This is a genomic window from Pseudomonas sp. NPDC090203, assembly GCF_044746765.1.
Lineage (GTDB): Bacteria > Pseudomonadota > Gammaproteobacteria > Pseudomonadales > Pseudomonadaceae > Aquipseudomonas > Aquipseudomonas putida_AD.
Map to the genome: position 1 here is coordinate 392922 of NZ_JBIVCV010000003.1, position 17985 is coordinate 410906.

General features: G+C 63.1%; 15 protein-coding genes. 4 read left to right on the top strand and 11 right to left on the bottom strand.

Going from position 1 to position 17985, the window contains the following annotated elements; all coding sequences use genetic code 11:
- Positions 1-51 precede the first annotated feature (51 nt).
- Positions 52-1635, top strand: coding sequence for an aldehyde dehydrogenase (NADP(+)) (locus tag ACIPO9_RS07230; protein WP_400610705.1), 1584 nt, complete (start codon positions 52-54; stop codon positions 1633-1635).
- A gap of 131 nt (positions 1636-1766) precedes the next feature.
- On the top strand, positions 1767-2108 hold the full coding sequence (locus ACIPO9_RS07235) for an FKBP-type peptidyl-prolyl cis-trans isomerase (protein ID WP_274135797.1): 342 nt from the start codon (positions 1767-1769) through the stop codon (positions 2106-2108).
- Positions 2109-2233: 125 nt separating this feature from the next.
- On the opposite strand, the gene ACIPO9_RS07240 is transcribed toward ACIPO9_RS07235, so the two are convergent.
- The 11 genes from ACIPO9_RS07240 to ACIPO9_RS07290 all read right to left on the bottom strand — a co-directional run bounded on the left by ACIPO9_RS07240 (position 2234) and on the right by ACIPO9_RS07290 (position 14812).
- Complete coding sequence (locus tag ACIPO9_RS07240) at positions 2234-4621, bottom strand: response regulator (protein ID WP_400779673.1); 2388 nt, start codon at positions 4619-4621, stop codon at positions 2234-2236.
- A 77-nt stretch (positions 4622-4698) separates the two neighbouring features.
- Positions 4699-5160, bottom strand: a complete 462-nt coding sequence (locus tag ACIPO9_RS07245; RefSeq protein WP_274135799.1) for a response regulator — start codon at positions 5158-5160, stop codon at positions 4699-4701.
- A gap of 19 nt (positions 5161-5179) precedes the next feature.
- On the bottom strand, positions 5180-7435 hold the full coding sequence (locus tag ACIPO9_RS07250) for an ATP-binding protein (RefSeq protein WP_400779675.1): 2256 nt from the start codon (positions 7433-7435) through the stop codon (positions 5180-5182).
- Between the two features lie 163 nt (positions 7436-7598).
- Complete coding sequence (locus ACIPO9_RS07255) at positions 7599-9539, bottom strand: response regulator (protein ID WP_400779677.1); 1941 nt, start codon at positions 9537-9539, stop codon at positions 7599-7601.
- Positions 9529-10404 carry a sensor histidine kinase gene (locus ACIPO9_RS07260; protein WP_400779679.1) on the bottom strand — a complete coding sequence of 292 codons (876 nt, stop codon included), beginning with the start codon at positions 10402-10404 and terminating at the stop codon, positions 9529-9531. Before ACIPO9_RS07260 ends, ACIPO9_RS07255 begins: the two co-directional genes overlap by 11 nt.
- Entirely contained in the window at positions 10397-11410 is a 1014-nt protein-coding gene (locus ACIPO9_RS07265; protein ID WP_400779681.1) for an ATP-binding protein, read from the bottom strand. The genes ACIPO9_RS07260 and ACIPO9_RS07265 overlap by 8 nt, the downstream gene beginning before the upstream one ends.
- Positions 11401-11805: an anti-sigma regulatory factor gene (locus ACIPO9_RS07270; protein ID WP_400779683.1), complete on the bottom strand. Its 405-nt coding sequence runs from the start codon at positions 11803-11805 to the stop codon at positions 11401-11403. The genes ACIPO9_RS07265 and ACIPO9_RS07270 overlap by 10 nt, the downstream gene beginning before the upstream one ends.
- On the bottom strand, positions 11802-12164 hold the full coding sequence (locus tag ACIPO9_RS07275; protein ID WP_274135807.1) for an STAS domain-containing protein: 363 nt from the start codon (positions 12162-12164) through the stop codon (positions 11802-11804). Before ACIPO9_RS07275 ends, ACIPO9_RS07270 begins: the two co-directional genes overlap by 4 nt.
- Positions 12165-12168: 4 nt before the next feature.
- The gene (locus tag ACIPO9_RS07280; protein ID WP_274135809.1) at positions 12169-13020 is read right to left on the bottom strand and encodes an STAS domain-containing protein; all 852 of its coding nucleotides are present in this window, start codon (positions 13018-13020) and stop codon (positions 12169-12171) included.
- A 263-nt stretch (positions 13021-13283) separates the two neighbouring features.
- Positions 13284-13562, bottom strand: coding sequence for a DUF1652 domain-containing protein (locus tag ACIPO9_RS07285; RefSeq protein WP_274135811.1), 279 nt, complete (start codon positions 13560-13562; stop codon positions 13284-13286).
- Between the two features lie 137 nt (positions 13563-13699).
- On the bottom strand, positions 13700-14812 hold the full coding sequence (locus ACIPO9_RS07290) for a DUF1615 domain-containing protein (RefSeq protein ID WP_400779685.1): 1113 nt from the start codon (positions 14810-14812) through the stop codon (positions 13700-13702).
- Between the two features lie 87 nt (positions 14813-14899).
- Here ACIPO9_RS07290 and ACIPO9_RS07295 point away from each other — a divergent pair, with 87 nt between their 5' ends.
- Positions 14900-15445 carry a cysteine hydrolase family protein gene (locus ACIPO9_RS07295; RefSeq protein ID WP_400779686.1) on the top strand — a complete coding sequence of 182 codons (546 nt, stop codon included), beginning with the start codon at positions 14900-14902 and terminating at the stop codon, positions 15443-15445.
- Positions 15446-16560: 1115 nt separating this feature from the next.
- Positions 16561-17964 (top strand): sodium:solute symporter family protein, encoded by a 1404-nt coding sequence (locus ACIPO9_RS07300; RefSeq protein ID WP_400779688.1) that lies wholly within the window; start codon positions 16561-16563, stop codon positions 17962-17964.
- Positions 17965-17985 lie beyond the last annotated feature (21 nt).

Consider the following 17985-nt stretch of genomic DNA (forward strand, 5'->3'; position numbering starts at 1 on the left):
CTTTCAGGCCCGCGCCTGATCGATACGATCCAACAATAACAGGAGAAGCAGATGCCTAACGTTCTCGGCCAGAACTTCATCGGCGGCGCCCGCAGCGGCCTCGGCGAAGCGCGCCACAAGAGCCTCGATGCCACCACTGGCGAAGCCCTGCCCTACGCCTTTCACCAGGCCACCGACGGCGAGATCGATGCCGCTGCCCTGGCTGCCAAAGAGGCATTCGGCGAATTCCGTCAGTTGAGCCCTGCCCGTCGCGCCGAGTTCCTTGACGCCATCGCCGACGAACTGGACGCCCTGGGCGATGATTTCGTGGCGCTGGTCTGCCAGGAAACTGCACTGCCGGCCGGCCGTATCCAGGGTGAGCGTGGTCGTACCAGCGGCCAGATGCGTCTGTTCGCCAAGGTGCTGCGTCGCGGCGACTTCCTGGGTGCCCGCATCGACCTGGCCCTGCCAGAGCGCAAGCCACTGCCACGGGTTGACCTGCGCCAGCAGCGTCTGGGCGTCGGTCCGGTCGCCGTGTTCGGCGCCAGCAACTTCCCGCTGGCCTTCTCCACCGCCGGCGGTGACACTGCTTCTGCCCTGGCCGCCGGTTGCCCGGTCGTGGTCAAGGCCCACAGCGGCCACATGGCCACGGCCGATCTGGTTGGCCAGGCCATCGTGCGCGCTGCCGAAAAAACCGGCATGCCCAAAGGCGTGTTCAACATGATCTTCGGCAGCGGCGTGGGTGAAGGCCTGGTCAAGCACCCGGCCATCAAGGCTGTCGGCTTCACCGGTTCGCTGCACGGCGGCGACGCCCTGTGCAAACTGGCGGCCAACCGTCCTGAGCCCATCCCGGTATTCGCCGAGATGTCCAGCATCAACCCGGTGGTTCTGTTGCCTGGCGCCTTGTCGGCCCGCGGCGCAGCCATCGCTGGCGAGCTGGCGGCTTCGGTGGTCATGGGTGCTGGTCAGTTCTGCACCAACCCAGGCGTTGTGATCGGTATCGCTTCCCCTGCCCTGACTGCATTCACCGAGCAACTCAAAGAGCACATGGGTGGCCAGGCGCCGCAAACCATGCTCAACGAAGGCGGCCTGCGCAGCTACAGCAAAGGCGTACAGAAACTGCTGGCGCACCCGAGCGTCACGCACCTGGCCGGCAAACCGCAGGAAGGCCGTCAGGCTCAGGCGCAGCTGTTCAAGGCTGACGTGAGCATGCTGCTCAACGGCGACGAACTGCTGCAGGAAGAAGTGTTCGGCCCGACCACGCTGCTGATCGAAGTCGCCGACGACGCCCAGCTCAAGGCCGCCCTGCAGGCCCTGCGTGGTCAACTGACCGCGACCCTGATCGGTGAAACCGCCGACCTGCAGAAGTACCAGTGGCTGGTGCCGGTGCTGGAAGAGAAAGTTGGCCGGATTCTGGTCAACGGCTACCCTACTGGCGTCGAAGTCTGCGATGCGATGGTCCACGGCGGCCCGTACCCGGCCACTTCCGACGCGCGCGGCACCTCGGTCGGCACCTTGGCCATCGACCGTTTCCTGCGTCCGGTGTGCTACCAGAACTACCCGGACAGCCTGCTGCCGGCCGCGCTGCAAAACGCCAACCCGCTGGGCCTCAAGCGCCTGGTCAACGGCGAATGGAGCACTGACGTCATCGCTTGATGAACATCGTGCGGCGCTGAAATGAAAACGGCGCGTCCTTGACCGGGCGCGCCGTTTTTTCATGGGCGATTGCCAGCGCGGGCAGGCGCCTTTAGCATCGCCGCCTGCTCAAGTTTCCACGGAACCACACCATGAACGACGAACTACAGATCATCGACCTTGAAGAAGGCACCGGCAAGGCGGCGGTCAAGGGCGCGCTGATTACCACGCAATACACCGGCACCCTGGAAGACGGCACCGTGTTCGATTCCTCATGGGAACGGGGCAAGCCGTTCCAGTGCGTGATTGGCACCGGGCGGGTGATCAAGGGCTGGGATCAGGGCCTGATGGGGATGAAGGTCGGCGGCAAACGCAAGCTGCTGGTTCCCGCGCACCTGGCCTACGGCGAACGTTCGATGGGCGCGCACATCAAGCCTCATTCGAACCTGATCTTCGAGATAGAATTGCTGGAAGTGCTGACGCGGGAGGATTGACGCACCTGCGTCGCCCTCACAATCGCCCCCGCCGGCAAGCCGTGCTGCTACGTTAGTACGTACGACATCATTCCCGTAGCAGCACGGCTTGCCGGCGGGAGCGTTCTTATAGGCGCCATCGCCCTTCAGCTTGCCACACCCACCCGCGCCAACACCCGCGCCAGTTTGCGCGCCAACTCTTCTTCCTTGTACGGCTTCTGCACGATCAATTGCTGGTCGACGTCGAGGATGTCGATGTCGGCGAATCCGGTGATGAACATCACCGGCAATTCCGGGCGATCGCGCTTGAGCAGCTCGGACAGTTCGGCGCCGGTCATGTTGGGCATGGCGAAGTCGGTGAGCACAAGATCAATGCCGCTGTCGATTTTCTTCAATGCGTCGTGGCCGCTGTCGGCCTCCACCACCGAGTAGCCCAGGGAGCTGAGCATCATCGAGGTCACCGAGCGCACGTCGGGGTCGTCGTCCACCAGCAGGATGGTGCGGTGCAGGTCGTCGGGCTCGGCGTGGCCGGGCATGTCCGACTGGCTGATGACCGGCACGGCGGTCTGCGCGATGCTCGGCAGGTAGACCTTGATGGTGGTGCCAGCATCCTGGGCGGTGTCGATGCTCACCCCGCCGCCGGACTGCTTGGCGAAACCGAACACCTGGGCCAGCCCCAGCCCTGAGCCCTTGCCCACGGCCTTGGTGGTGAAGAAGGGTTCGAAGGCCTTGGCCAGCACCTCCTCGCTCATGCCGCAGCCCGAATCGCTGACCGACAGCACCACGTAGGCACCCGGATCAGGGTCTTCAGGCCGTTGCGGCAGACGATAGACGATCTGGTTCCAGGTGCTCAGGCGCAGCTGCCCGCCCGATGCCATGGCGTCCCGGGCGTTGATCGCAAGGTTCAGGATGATCATCTCGGTCTGGGTCGGGTCGACCAGCGCGCTCCACAGGTCATCGGCCAGGCTCGTTTCGACCCAGACGCTGCCTCCCAGGGCCCGCCCCAGCAGTTCGCGCATTCCGGCGATGGTGTCATTGAGGTTCAACGCCACTGGCTCCAGGCGCTGACGCCGGGAGAACGACAATAACTGGCTGGTCAGCTTGGCCCCGCGCTCACCGGCCTCGCGAATGTTCTGCAGACGCTGGGGCGATTTGGTGAACACGCCCTTTTCCAGGTCGCGGGTGAGAAAGTTGGCGCTGGTCAGGATCACTGTCAGCAGGTTGTTGAAGTCGTGGGCGACGCCTGCGGTCAGTTGCCCCACTACCTCAAGACGCTGCATCTGCTGCAAGGCCGCCTCGACCCGTTCGCGTTCGCGAATCTGGTCACGCAAACGTTTGTTGGTCGCCGCCAGTTCATCCATCACCGCGCGCTCGCTGGTGATGTCGCGCACTGCGGCGTACATCAGGCCCTCGTCCGGCACGATGGTCCAGGACAGCCAGCGATAGCCGCCCTCGGCATGGCGCATCCGATTGACGAAGCGGGTGGTGACGTTGCCCTCGGCAACACTGGCGGTCTCGCGCAACGTCGCAGCGAGGTCATCCGGGTGAATCAAATCGCACAGCCCCTGCGCCGTGAATCCCGCACGCTTGAAGCCCAGCGTCGCTTCCCAGGCCGGGTTCAGGGCAATCGGCGTCATGTCCAGGCGCAATACGCCCAGCAATTCCCGGGACAGCTCCCAGGTGCGGTCGCGCTCACGGGTGCGCTGTACCACGCGCTCACTGAGGATTTCATTGAGTTGCAGCAGCGCCTGGGAGGTGCGCTTGCGTTCGCTGATGTCCTGCATGACGCCAGTGAAGCGCACGCACTTGCCGTCCTCGAACAGCGAGCGTCCGTTGGAAAACACCCAGCGCTCCTCGGCGCCGTCGGTCACCAGGCGATGCTCGATCTGAAAGCCGGTGTCGGCGGTCAGCGCGGCCATGACCTTGCTCTGCAGCAGGTCGCGGTCGTCGGGATGGCAACGGGAGAACATGAACGCCATGCTGACCTGCGCCTCGGGAGGCAAGTCGTACAAAGTCTTGCAGCGCTCGTCCCAGAACAGGGTTTCGGTACGCGGATCGTAGGTCCAGACGCCCATGTCCGCCGCTTCGATCGCCAGGTGGGCGCGCACTTCGGCGTCCTGCAGGGTCTGCTCGGCGCGCAGGCGCTTTTCCCGCTCGCGGACTTCGGAGACGGCGCGATTGACCGCCTTGGGCAGCATTTTCAGGTTCTGCTTGAGCACGTAGTCGATGGCGCCCATGCGCATCATCTCGACCGCGTGCTGCTCGCCGAAAATACCGGACAGAAAGATGAAAGGCGTCTGTGGCGACAACCGCAGCGCCGTGTTCAGCACCTCGCCGCCGGACGAGCCCGGTAACAGGTAGTCGCTCAGGATCAGGTCAAAGTCCTGGGCCAGCAACTCGCGCTCCACGTCCTGGTGCGTATACACCAGGGTGGCGTCGATTGTCAGACCGCTGCTTTCCAGGGTCAGCAGCGTCAGTTCGGCGTCGTGCGGGCTGTCTTCGACCAACAGCAGTTTGAGGAGCGGTAGCGGCATGAATAGTCGTCAATAGAGTGAATCGGTCCGTGCCGCCCGGTCTTGCGCAGGCGGCATAGCCCAATCAGGTAAACCGATCAGGACCCCGGACGGCGCGTCAACCGCAGTGAGCCTGGCGGCGGCTCGTTGAGAACGGCCCAGAAAACCCCGAGATCGGAGATTGCCGAGACGAATTCCTTGAATTCGACCGGCTTGACCACGTAAGCGTTCACTCCTAAAGAGTAGGCCCGTTGCAGGTCCGGCTCCTCACGCGAGGAGGTCAGCATGACCACCGGAATACTGCGCAGATCGTCACTCTCGCGGATGGCCTTGAGCACTTCGAGCCCGTCGAGTTTGGGCAGCTTGAGGTCGAGCAACAGCACCGCCGGGTTGCCTGCCGCACGGTCCTGATGCTGGTTGCGTCGGAACAGGTAATCCAGCGCCTCGGCACCGTCACGCAGAACAATCACTTCGTTGGCAAGCTGGCTGCGCTCGAGGGCTACCAGGGTCAGCTCCAGGTCGTTGGGGTTGTCTTCGACCAGAAGAATGGGTTTGAGCATTGGGCGTCTCCTTAGACACTCAAAGGGATACAGTCAGGCTGCGCTTGGGCAGCGATACATAAAAAGTGGCGCCCTGGCCGGGCTCACTGTGGGCCCAGACCGTGCCGTCATGGCGCTCGATGATCCGCCGCACGCTGGCCAGGCCGATGCCGGTGCCTTCGAATTCTTCCATGCGGTGCAGGCGCTGGAACACGCCGAACAGTTTACCGGCGTACTGCATGTCGAAACCCACGCCATTGTCGCGGATATACAACACCACCTGGCCGTCTTCCTCGTAGCTGCCGACCTCGATCAGGGCCGCGGACTCATTGCGGCTGTACTTGATGGCGTTGGACAGCAGGTTGCGCATCGCCAGGTGCAGGAACGCGGCATCGGCGATCACCACGGGCAAGGGCTCGGGAATGCTCCAGGTCAGATTGCGGCCTTCGTAGTCGGGCTGCATCTCGCGGCGGATCGCATCGACCATCGCGTTGAGGTCGACTTGCGAGTAGCGCATCGCCGAGCGGCCCATCTGCGAGAAGCTCAGCAGGTTGTCCACCAGAGTGCCGGCAAAGCGCGCCGACTCGCCGATGTTCTCCAGAAAGCGCACGCCACGGTCGGACAGCTTGCTGCCTTCGATATCACCCAGCAACTCGGCGTAGCCTGCGATGTGCCGCAGGGGCGCACGCAGATCATGGGACACGCTGTAGGAGAAGGCTTCAAGCTCCTTGTTGGATTTCTCCAGTTCTTCGGCCAGCGCGGCCATTTCCTCGGCCTTGCGCAGCACGATACCCAGCACCGCCGCGCGCAGTTCGACCACGCCTTCGGTGTCCAGTTCGTCCCAGGGGCGCGAGAAGCCGCGCACGGTTTCCTGCCACAGGGCGAAGCTGTGACGGGGGCTCAAGGTGCCTGAATCATCGACGGATTTTTCAGGCTTGCCGGCCCAGTTCACGACCCGGGTCTGCTCGGGACGGAACCAGATGATGTAGTTCGAATGCAGCTCGGAAATCGCCATCGCCAGCACGCCGCTGACCGACTGGCTCAGTTGCGGCAACTGGGGGATGTCGCGGCCAACGTTGTCGGACTGGAACACCTCGTGGGAGTCACGCTCGCTCAACCATTGGGTCAGGGCCTTGATCTGCTCGCGGTCGGGCGTGTCGCCGTAGACATCCAGCGTTGATTCGGAAATCACCGCCGCGCCCGTCGCGCCGACGAATGCCAACAGCACGTCGGGCATCGAACGCAAGCCGCCGATCACGCTGTCCAGGTCAGCCATGGCCGCCAGCATCTGCACGATCTGCCGGCGCAGGCTCAACACGCGCTGGGTCTTGGCCTGGGCTTCCTTGGTTTCGATCTGCAGGGACAGCACACTGCCCAGCAATTCGCAGGCGGTGCGGGTCTGGAAGCTGACCGAACGCGGCAATGCGTGATGGCAGGAAATCAGCCCCCACAACTGGCCGCGCACCACGATGGAAATCGACATCGACGCCAGGGTCTGCATGTTGCGCATGTACTGGAGGTGCACCGGCGATACGCTGCGCAGGGTCGCGAAACTGAGGTCCAGCGGCGCCCCCGTGACAGGGTTGTGCAGCGGCACCAGTGGCGATGCCTGGTAGTTGGCGTCTTCGATGACCCGGATCCGGTTGGCCACGTAGAGGGCGCGTGCCTGGGCTGGAATGTCGGTGGCCGGAAAGCTCAGGCCCAGGTAGCTCGGGTAATCCGCATCGGCGAGTTCGGCGTTGACCAGGCCGTTACCCTCGCCATCGAAACGATAGGCCTTGACCCGGCCAAATCCCGTGATGCGCTTGACCTGCGCCACCGACCGCTGACAGAGCTGGTCGATGCTTTCGGCCTCGTTCATCTGGCTGATGAAGGTGCGCATCAGCGGGTAGACATTGCCGTAGGCCGAGGTCATGTCCCCTGAAGGCTCGAACTCGGCGATCAGTACCCGGTCGTGCCGGTGCGCCATCATCGCAACCGGCTGGCCAGCGCGGCTGCCGCTGCGAAACTTCACATCGCCGACATGAAACGGATTCTGGTCATCGTCATGCAGTGCGGCCAGGCGTTCGAGCAAGTGCTCGCAATCCTCGAACACGTCGGCAAGGCCGGCGCCAATCAACGCCTGCGGCTCAAGCCCCAGCCAGGTCATGACGTTGGCGCTGACCTGGGCGACGGTCATGCTCGCTTCGTCGATGATCAGCAGAAAACCTTGCGGCTGGATGCTGCCGGGAATCTGGATGGGCTCACGGGCGCAGTTGTCGATTGCGCTTTGGTGAAGTTCCTGGCTAAGGGTCAAAACGGGGTCTCCTTCACCATCCGGCTCGCCTCGGGGGGCGATCGCCAATGGTGCGTGCCTTTGCGAGGGCACAGAATAAATTGGCGCAAACAGTATCAAATATCACGCATGGGTGGTTGGTCGAAAACGTCGCAGCAACGCCTGCGACATGAATCCTGGCCGGTCAGGCGTCCAGTACCGCCCTGATTTTGTCGAGCAACTCCACCATCTGAAACGGCTTGATGATCATGTCCATGCCCTCCCCTAGAAAATCCTGGCGGTTCACGGCGTTTTCCGCGTAACCGGTCATGAACAACACCGGTACGTCGGGTCGCCAGGTGCGCATCTGTTGCGCCAGCTCACGACCATTCATCAACGGCATGCCGACATCGGTGAGCAGCAGATCCACCGTCGGATCGTTCTCCAGCATCGCCAGCGCGGTCTTGACATCGCCCACCTGGGTGCAGCGATAACCTGCGTCAGTCAGCACCTCGTTGACGAACATGCGCACCGATTCAGTGTCCTCGACTATAAGGACATGTTCGCCTGCGCCAAGTTCGGCAGGCTTCGCACTCGCTGGCGCGACAGCCGTCTGGTCTGCGGCTGCGGGCAGCATCAGCGTCACTTCCGTACCATGACCGATCACACTGCGGATCTGCACATCGCCCCGGGACTGGCGGGCAAAGCCGTAGATGGTCGACAGCCCCAGGCCAGTGCCCTCGCCCAGGGGCTTGGTGGTGAAGAACGGGTCGAAAACCTTGTCGATCAACTGGTGCTCGATGCCCACGCCGTCGTCGCGCACCGTCAATGCGATGTAAGGGCCATCCGGCAGGCGGGAGTTGCCCTGGGAGTACGCCTCGAAGGTGCTGATCCAGACATTGCCGCCCTCGGGCAGCGCGTCCCGGGCGTTGATCGCAAGGTTGAGCACCGCGCTTTCCAGCTGGCTGGCATCGACCATGGCCACGGCGCTGCGGGAGGTGAGCTCCAGGGTCAGCGCGATGCGCTTGCCGATGGTGCGGCTGAGCAGGTCTTCCAGGGAGCGCACATGCTGGTTGACGTCGGTTGGTCGCGTATCCAGGGGTTGTTGCCGGGCGAATGCCAGTAGCCGATGGGTCAGCGCGGCTGCGCTCTTGGCCGACGCCAGGGCCGCATCGGCGTAACCGAGCACCTTCTCGGTCCGACCGTCAGCCGTGCGCTTCTTGATCAGCTCGAGGCCGGTGACGATGCCGGTCAGCAGGTTGTTGAAGTCATGGGCAATGCCGCCTGTGAGCTTGCCGATGGCGTCCATTTTCTGCGCCTGCAGCAGTTGCGCCTCGGTGCGCGCGTGCTCGGCGACCTTCTGCGCCAATTGGCTGTTGACGCTGTCCAGTTGCTGGCGATGGGATTCTTCCCGGCGCCGATGCTCGGTCACGTCCTCGACAAACACCAGGCTCAGGCCCGGAACCCTGTAGGGCGAAACCTGCCACTCGGTCTCCCGCAACTCGCCGCGAACCCGCATGGTCAGCGTGCCCTTCCAGCGTTCCTCGGCCTTGAGCGCGTCGCGCAGGCCGGCAATGGCGTGATCCTGGTCGTCGCTGAAACAGGCTGGCAGCGCGCCTGTGGCCGCACCCTGGGCGATCAGCCGGGCGAAGGCGTGATTGCATTCATGAACGCTGAGCGCGCCGTCCATCACGGCAATGGGCGCAGACACGTTGACGAAAATCTCGCGAAAGCGGTTTTCGCTGTCACGCAGGGCAAATTCGGTGTCACGCACCCGCAACAGCGTGCGCAGGGTCGCCAGCAGCACATCAGGGTCCACCGGATGCACCAGATAGGCATCGGCGCCCGCTTCGAGGCCGGTGATGATATCGCCGGTCTGGATCGACGCCGCCGATACATGGACCACCGGCAGCAACGCCGTGCGCGGTTCGGCCCGCAGTTGGCGCACGATGTCGAAGCCGCTCATGTCCGGCAGGTTGACGTCCAGGATCAGCGCATCGGGAATCTGCTCGGCGATCATTGCCAGGCCATCGGTGCCCGTGCCCGCTTCCAGGACGCAGAAGCCCTGGCGCTCCATGCGCCGGCGCAAGGCATAGCGGGTGGCAACGTTGTCATCGACGATCAGCAGGCGCGTGTCAGCTTTCATCGACGTTATCCTCGGCCAGCGCCAGGGCAATCACCACATAGAAGGTGGACCCCACGCCAGGCTGGCTTTCCAGCCCCACCCGCCCGCCAAGCAGTTCGGCGAAGCGCTTGCACAGCGACAGGCCCAGCCCGGTACCCCGCAGGCGCTTCTGCAGAGGCGAATCGACTTGGGTGAAATCCTCGAACAGCGCCCCGTGCAGTTCCTGCGCAATGCCGATCCCGGTATCGCTGACCGCGAAGCGAATTTCCTTGTCGCCCTCAAGCCGGGCCGAGACCCGCACCTCACCGCGCTGGGTGAACTTCAGGGCATTGGAGATGAAGTTGCGCAGGATCTGCGCCAGCTTCTTGTCATCGGTATACAGCCGCGGAAGGCCCACAGGCTCTTCGAAGATCAGGTCCACCGCCGAGGTATCGACGATGGGGCGGAACATGCCACGCAGCGCCGAGAACAGGTCGAACATGTCGAACCAGGCCGGCGAAATGGTGATGCGCCCTGCCTCGATCTTCGCAAGGTCCAGCAGGTCATCGACCATTTCGCTAAGCTCGCGCGCGGCGGTGCTGACGAAATCCACCTGCTTGTGCTGTTCGGGGCTCAGCGGGCCGTCCAGCTCGTCGCGCAGCAGGCTGGCGATGCTCAGGATCGAACCCAGTGGTGTGCGGAACTCGTGACTCATGTAGGAAAGGAAGCGGCTTTTGAGGTCCGAGGCCTGGCGCAGCTGTTCTGCCTGCATGTCCAGTTCGGCATACAGCGCCAGTACGCCCTGGTTGGTTTCGTCCAGTTCGGCGCGAAGCGCGGCGGCCTCGTCACGCAGTTGCCGAAGCTCTTCCGATTCCTCAAGGGCTTCGTGGGCAGGGTGGTCAGTCATCAAGCTTCTCCAGCGCCAATACCAGTACGGTCACGTCATCCCTGCCCCGACAATAATCGCGGTGCAACACCGCCGCGATGATAGCCGGATGCCGATACATCAGGCCCGGATAGTCATGCAGATTCCAGCGCGATTGCAGGCCATCGCTGTACATCACCAGCAGTTGTCCTGCGCATTGAGCGTAGTCCACGGCCAGCACCTTCCGGTACTGCAAACCGACGATGCCGGGATGGGACGCCATGCCGCGCATCTTGCCTTCAGAGACCAGCGCCGCACCAATGTTCCCGATGCCGACGAAGCGCACCCGTTCATCCCGGCCTTCGAAGCGGGCGATAGCCACCGCGCCGCCGCGAGTGCCGCGCATGTCATGGTGAATGTCTTCGAGCAACATCACCGGGTCCGCAAAGGGTTCGCGAGCGAAGGCTGCAGCGCCAACCCTGGCCGCCGTTTCAGCTTCCGGGCCATGGCCCAGGCCATCGATCATCAGCACGCTGACGCTCTGGCCGCTGACTGCGACTTCCCAGGCATCGCCGCAGGCCGGGTCATCGTGCAGCGAGTGCTGGCTGATGCCCGCGCGCAAGTCCGTGAAGGCTGCCGTGCGCGGATAGAACCGGGTCAGCAGCACCGTGCCGCGGCTGTCGCTGTGCACGTCGAACACCTGGGCCTGACGCAACATCGCGCCCAGCCCGATGCCCTGGGTACCGCGGGTCGAGACGCCATCGGGCATGCAGACGTGGACGTCGAACCCCTGCCCACGGTCGATCGCGATCACTTCGATGCCGGGCACTGCGGCGGGCAACGCACGCAGGTGCAGCTCACCCAGGGTGGCGTGCTTGAGGATGTTGCTGGCAAGCTCGGTGACCACCAGCGCCACGCGGCCAGAATCGACCGCATCGAACCCCAGTCCCTCGGCGAGCTTCTGGGTGGTGCGCCGGGCGTGGCCGACCTGGCTGGCGTCCTCGATTTTCAGCACCTGGGTCAGGCTGCTGTGCAGTTTCAGGTCCATTTGCAGATCGTCACGCGTGTCCCTGCGCCAGGCGCTGTGTCCAGTTCGAAGTCATCGACCAGCCGTTTGGCGCCGGTCAGGCCCAGGCCCAGCCCGCTGCCGGAGGTCCAGCCGTCGGTCATCGCCAGCTTGATATCGGGAATGCCAGGGCCTTCGTCGCGAAACGTCAGCCGCAGACCTGTGCGAGCGCCCTCCTCCACGATCTGCCAGTCCATGTCACCGCCGCCGCCATAGACCATGGTGTTGCGCGCCAGCTCGCTGACGGCGGTCACCAGCTTGGTCAGGTCGATCAGGCGCATGCCGCACTCCTGCGCCAGTTTGCGCGCCAGTTGCCGCGCCAGCACAACGTCCTGCTCGGCATGAATGGCCTGGGTGCCGCTGCTGCGCACGTTCATTGTGAATACGTCCGCTCACGCAACAGCGTCATGCCCCGCTCGACGTTCAGCGCCGTACTGACGCCGGGCAGCGTCATGCCCAGTTCCACCAGGGTGATGGCCACCGCTGGCTGCATGCCCACCAGTACGGTTTCGGCGTCCATGATCCGCGACAGGCCCGAGATCATCCCGATCATGCGGCCGATGAAAGAGTCGACCATGTCCAGCGCCGAGATATCGATCAGCACCCCACGGGCGGATGTCCGGCTGATGCGCTCGGACAGGTCGTCCTGCAGTTGCAGGGCGAGTTGGTCGTGCATGTCGACCTGAATGGTCACCAGCAGAAAGTCACCCATCTGCAGAATCGGAATGCGTTCCATGGACCTACACCGCCTTGGTGACGGTCAGGCCCAGGCGGCGCAACGCAAGCGCCAGGGCGTCGGCCAGGTTGGCTTTGGTGACCACGCCTTGCAGGTCCAGCCCCAGGTGCACGATGGTCTGGGCGATCTGCGGACGCACGCCGCTGATGATGCAATCGGCGCCCATCAGGCGAATGGCGGTCACGGTCTTGAGCAGGTGCTGGGCCACCAGGGTGTCAACGGTGGGCACGCCGGTGATGTCGATGATGGCGATTTCAGAACCGGTGTCGACGATGCGCTGCAACAGCGACTCCATCACCACCTGGGTGCGTTGCGAATCCAGGGTGCCGATCATCGGCAGCGCCAGCACGCCGTCCCACAGCTTGACCACCGGGGTGGACAGTTCCAGCAGTTCTTCCTGCTGGCGCTTGATCACGCCCTCGCGGGATTTCTGGTAGATGCGGATGGTGTGCATCGCCAGCAGGTCCAGCAGTTGGGAGATTTCCCAGGTCTGTTCAGCGAGCGCCTGTGGCTGGCCGGCGAAGGCCTCTTGCAGCACCGCGAACAGCGGGCCTTTGAGGGCAAAGATGAAGTGCGCGGTCTGCTGCGAATCCTGGCCTGCGAGGGCGCGCTGATGGGAGAGCTTTTCCAGGAACAGTCGGGTCTCGTCCCATTCGGCAGCGGTGATGCCCTGCGGCGCGCCGCGTTCGAGCGCTACCATCAGCAGATCGAGAAACTCGCCGGTTTGCTGCTTGACGTCATCACCCTTCAGGTTGCGCATGGCACCGCTGGCTTCAAGATCGGCCAGCCAGCGTGCAGACAACTGAGCTTCGGCACGTTTGAGGGAATCGACGGTGGTTTGTTGCAGTGCTGCCATGGCGTAGCTCCTGAGAATGGGCGCGACTTCTTGTCGGGCACAGCGCCCGATGACAAACAAACATAGGAGAAGAACATCGTCAGCGGATCGGTTTTTCAAAACCGTGCGCTAACTCCTTAAAGACAAAGCATTTTTAGTGCTGCGAATAAAGCGAAGGGAATACGCCGCTGCCTGGTTGGTGTCAAGGTAACATCACCCAGCGCCAAAGGTTCCATTACCTGATACGAATTTGAACGATTTTCTGCATGCCTTTAAATCCGCGCTTACCCGGCGCGGCCAAAAGCGTTCAGGGAAAGGGGTTCGGCACCGAAGGGTGTGGCGCAGGTGCGCAAGTCATAACGCAGCTCGGCGATGAGGTCGGCGACCGCACGAATGGTGGTCAGGTTGGCGATGGACAGCTCCTCGACCCGCATGGCCACCCTGCCGGTGTCGGGGTCAAAGATCTTCACCATCAAGGCGCCGCCGGGCATGACCGTGCATTCGCATGCCAGGGGCAGGAAAGCACTCTCCAGCGTCCTGCGCAGTTCCGGAGTAAACAACATCGCATCACCTCCTTGTGGGTTCAGGCAGGCGCCAGCTTTCCCTGCGCGCCGAGACCGAAAACTCATTGTAGCCGGGCGTTTTGCGCGCAACCGGCGGTATCACTGCGCTGTGCGCTGGCTCACAGAACCCGATGGGCTTATTTCAGTTTTCCGGACGCGCGCGCCATGCAACGCACCCGGCGCTCCTCCACACGCTGGGCGAACCAGGCGGTGGTGAGCTTGCGGGTGATCTTCGGGCTTTCCAGCACGATGCCCGGCAGGATCGCCCTGGGCAGCGGCCTGCCAGCAGCCTTGTCGGCCAGGGCATAGACTTGCTTGTAGAGATCGGTGTCCTCGAAGGCCAGGGTCTCGCCCTTCTCGAGGTCGCTGCGGATTGTGGTGTTGCGCATGCCCAATTGCGTGTGCAGGCTGCGCACAGCCAGTTCGGTCTGGCCCAGCGACGGCCCGAAACCATAGGCTATCAGGTCGCCATCCAGGGCCAGGCGCTTGCCGGACACCCGCGCCACTGCACTCTGGAACGCGGCGTTGCGGCTGGCGTACCAGCCGGCGTTGAAGTCGGCGAAGCGGTACAGGGGTTTGTCATAGCTGACCGGATAGCCCAGCAGGTGGGCTATGCCGAAATACATGCCGCCCCGTCGGGTGAACACCTCATGTCGGATGGAGGCCTCAACGGTGTAGGGATAATCCTGGGCCTGACGCTGGGCAAACTCGATGCTGACCTGCATGGGACCTGCGGTGTGCACCGGGTTGAAGTTGCCGAACAACGTGCGCCCCAGCGGCACCATGCCGATGAAATCATCGAAGATCAGGCTCAGGTCCTTTTCGGTGCGCGCCGCGCTCAGGCGCTCGTTGTAGGTCTTGCCGGTGGGTGAGCGAATATCCAGCGCGCTGCGCACCAGCAGATTGGGGATGTGAGCCTTGCTGGCGCGGCGGTCGATTTCATCCTGGGCGATCTTGCCCATGCCCGGCACGGCGGGATCGACCTTGAAGTTGGACTCCTGCTCGGTCACGGCCAGCACCGAACAGAGGTTCTCGACGGTGGGGTCGAGCTTCTGGCTTTCGAAGGCTGTGTAGATATCGGTGGCCCAACCTGGCCGGTCCGCGACACTGGCAGGCAGCAGGCGCACGATTTCGCTGCGCACCACGTCCGGAGCGGGCGGCGGTGTCTGGTTGCGCTGGGTGCCGCAAGCGGCCAGAAACGCCAAAATGACCAGCGGGCCGATATTTCTGGCGGACCGTTCTACGCTCATTCTCAGATTTCCTCGCTGGATGTCGGCGCAGCCTATGCCCGATTGATGGCGCAGGTCCAATAGAGCCTATTTGAAAAGGAACCCGACATGCCTAGATCCGCACTCATCCTGGTGGACATCCAGAATGACTACTTTCCCGGCGGCAAATGGCCGCTGGTCGGTGCCGACACTGCCGCCGACAACGCCGCCAGGGTGCTCAAGGCCACCCGCGAGGCGGGTGATCTGGTGGTGCATATCCATGAGTTCACCAGCGATGACGCGCCCTTCTTCACCCCGGGTTCTGCCGGGGCGAACCTGCATTCGAAGGTCGCGAACCTGCCTGATGAGACGGTGATGCTCAAGCACTTCCCCAATTCGTTCAGGGAGACCGGGCTTGAACAGTTACTCGATCAGCATGGCATCGAGGATGTCACGGTGGTCGGCTCCATGAGCCACATGTGCATCGACGCCACCACCCGTGCCGCAGCCGACCTGGGATACAAGGTCAAAGTCGTGCACGACGCCTGCGCCACCAAGGACCTGGAATTCAATGGCACCCTCATCCCCGCCGCCCAGGCCCACGCCGCGTATATGGCGGCGTTGGGGTTTGCCTATGCAGAAGTGGTGTCGACCCAGGATTTCCTGCAGCGCTGATTTCCGCGGCCCTGTATGCGCGCTCCTACAGTGATGGGGGTATGCCTGTTTAGAACGTGTCGCCTGGCCCACCGCGATCGCGAGCAAGCTCGCTCCTACAGGATTTTGGTTCGCCAGGTGCCAGGCGGCAGGCGCGGACGTTGTAGGAGCGCGCTTGCCCGCGACGGCGGCGAGACGGACGAAGGCGATTCAACTGATTAACCACGATCCTTTGTAGGAGTGAGCTTGCTCGCGATAACGGTCTGCCTGCTTGCGCATCATCGTCTGGAAGGCCGCCATCGCGGGCAAGCGCGCTCCTACAGCGATGGGGGTATGCCTGTTGCGAACGTGTCGCCTGGCACACCGCGATCGCGAGCGAGCTCACTCCTACAGGATTTTTGTTCGCCAGGTGCCAGGCGGCAGGCGCGGACGCTGTAGGAGCGCGCTTGCCCGCGACGGCGGCGGGACGGACGAAGGCGATTCAACAGATTCACCACGGTCCATTGTAGGAGTGAGCTTGCTCGCGATAACGGTCTGCCTGCCTGCACATCATCGTCTGGAAGGCCGCCGTCGCGGGCAAGCGCGCTCCTACAGTGATGGGGGGATACCTGTTGCGAACGTGTCGCCTGGCATACCGCGATCGCGAGCGAGCTCACTCCTACAGGATTTTTGTTCGCCAGGTGCCAGGCGGCAGGCGCGAGCGCTGTAGGAGCGCGCTTGCCCGCGACGGCGATGCATGGGGCAACACAGCATGCGCAGATGCAACGCCACCGCGGGCAAGCATGCTCCTGCAGATGCAAGCGTTAGTGGACAGAAGAAGATTGATTGGTGTTGTACGATGACGTATAACGAAGACTTCGTATTGAGTTGTCCATCCAACGCTAATCACGAGCCTCTAATAAAAATGACAATACACACACTCACACGCCACAACTACGCCTCCAAACCCTCCTCCCTGCACCGCGAGCCCTTCTCGCGACCCTGTTGCAACAGCCATTCGTAGCCCACGACTGCCCTGACCAGGCTTCGACAGCACGCGCGCGAATGGGGCATGTCGTCTGACAACAGCCCACCGCCGCACGACCTCTTTGCAACACCGACACCCCACGCACCCCTTTGAGGGTACGGAGAGAAACATGGACCCAAGAATAACAATCATCCTCTGTCTGACCGCCGGCTACTTCATCGTCATGTCCTACATCGGCTACAGCGTGCGCAAACACGCCAAGAGCAGTGACGGCTTCACCGGAGGCGGCCGCAGCTTTCCTCCCTTTCTGATCGGCGCCCTGCTGCTGTCGGAATTCATCGGCAGTTCGGTGAGCATCGGCACCGCGCAAAAAGGCTTCGAAGCCGGCATTTCCGCCGCCTGGAACCTGGTCGCCCTGTCCATGGGCTTCCTGTTGCTGGCCCTGGTGCTCGCCAAGAAGTACCGCGAGACCGGCCTTAACACCATTTCCGGGATCCTCGCCCAGAACTACGGCCAGGGCACGCGCTACGCGGCCTCGGTGCTGACCATCTGCGCCCTGAGCATCGTTTCGGTGGCCTTGTATGCCAGCGGCGGCGCGGTACTGGCCGCGGTACTGAACATCGACAAGACCCTGGCGATCCTGCTGGTGGGTGTGATCACGGTGTTCTATGTCAGCGTCGGCGGCATGCGTTCGGTGGTCTACACCAACTTCGCCCACGCGGTCATCAAGTACATCGGCATCGTCCTGGCACTCGCCTTCGCGCTGAACGCCACCGGCGGTATCGGTGCGATGCAGGCCAAGCTGCCTGCCGCCATGTTCGATTTCACCGGTGTGGGCTGGGGGCAGATTTTCGCCTGGATGATTGGCGGCATCGGTTCGATCTTCGCCACGCAATACGTGATTCAGGCCCTGGTCAGCACCAAGGACCACAAGACCGCCAAGCGCGCGTGCTTCTACGTATCGTCGCTGATGATTCCGTTCGGCATCATGGCCGCGCTGATCGGCATGGCGAGCGCCTACCTGTACCCCGGCATCAAGTCCATCGACGCCTTCCCTGCCCTGATCGCCCACATGCCGACCTTCTCCGCAAGCCTTGTGGTGATCGGCCTGGCCGGTGCATTGTTCGGCGGTATCTCGGCCAACACCCTCGCCTCGGCAACCCTGGCGATGAAGGATTTCTACGACCCCTTCTTCAACAAAGAGAAGAACGATCGCAAATCGGTGGTGTTCATCCGTCTGGCCATCGTGGTGATCGGATTCCTGCCGCTGATCCTCGCGCTGTTCGCCGACAAGATCCTGCTGATCGCCTTCCTCGGCAAAGCCCTGCGCGCCACCCTGGCGGTGATCGTGCTGATGTGTTTCTACGCACCGAAGTTCGGCTCGGGCCGTGGTGCACTGGCGGGCGTGATCCTGTCGGTCATCTCCACCATCGGCTGGTTCCTGGCCGGCAACCCGTACGGCATCGACAGTTCGTACTTCGCCCTGTTCGCCCCGCTGCTGACCATGGCCATCGCCGAACTGCTCAAGACCGGGCGTTCCGAGGCGCAACCTGTGTTAAACAAGAACGGCTGATTCCGTCTTCATCCGTGCAAT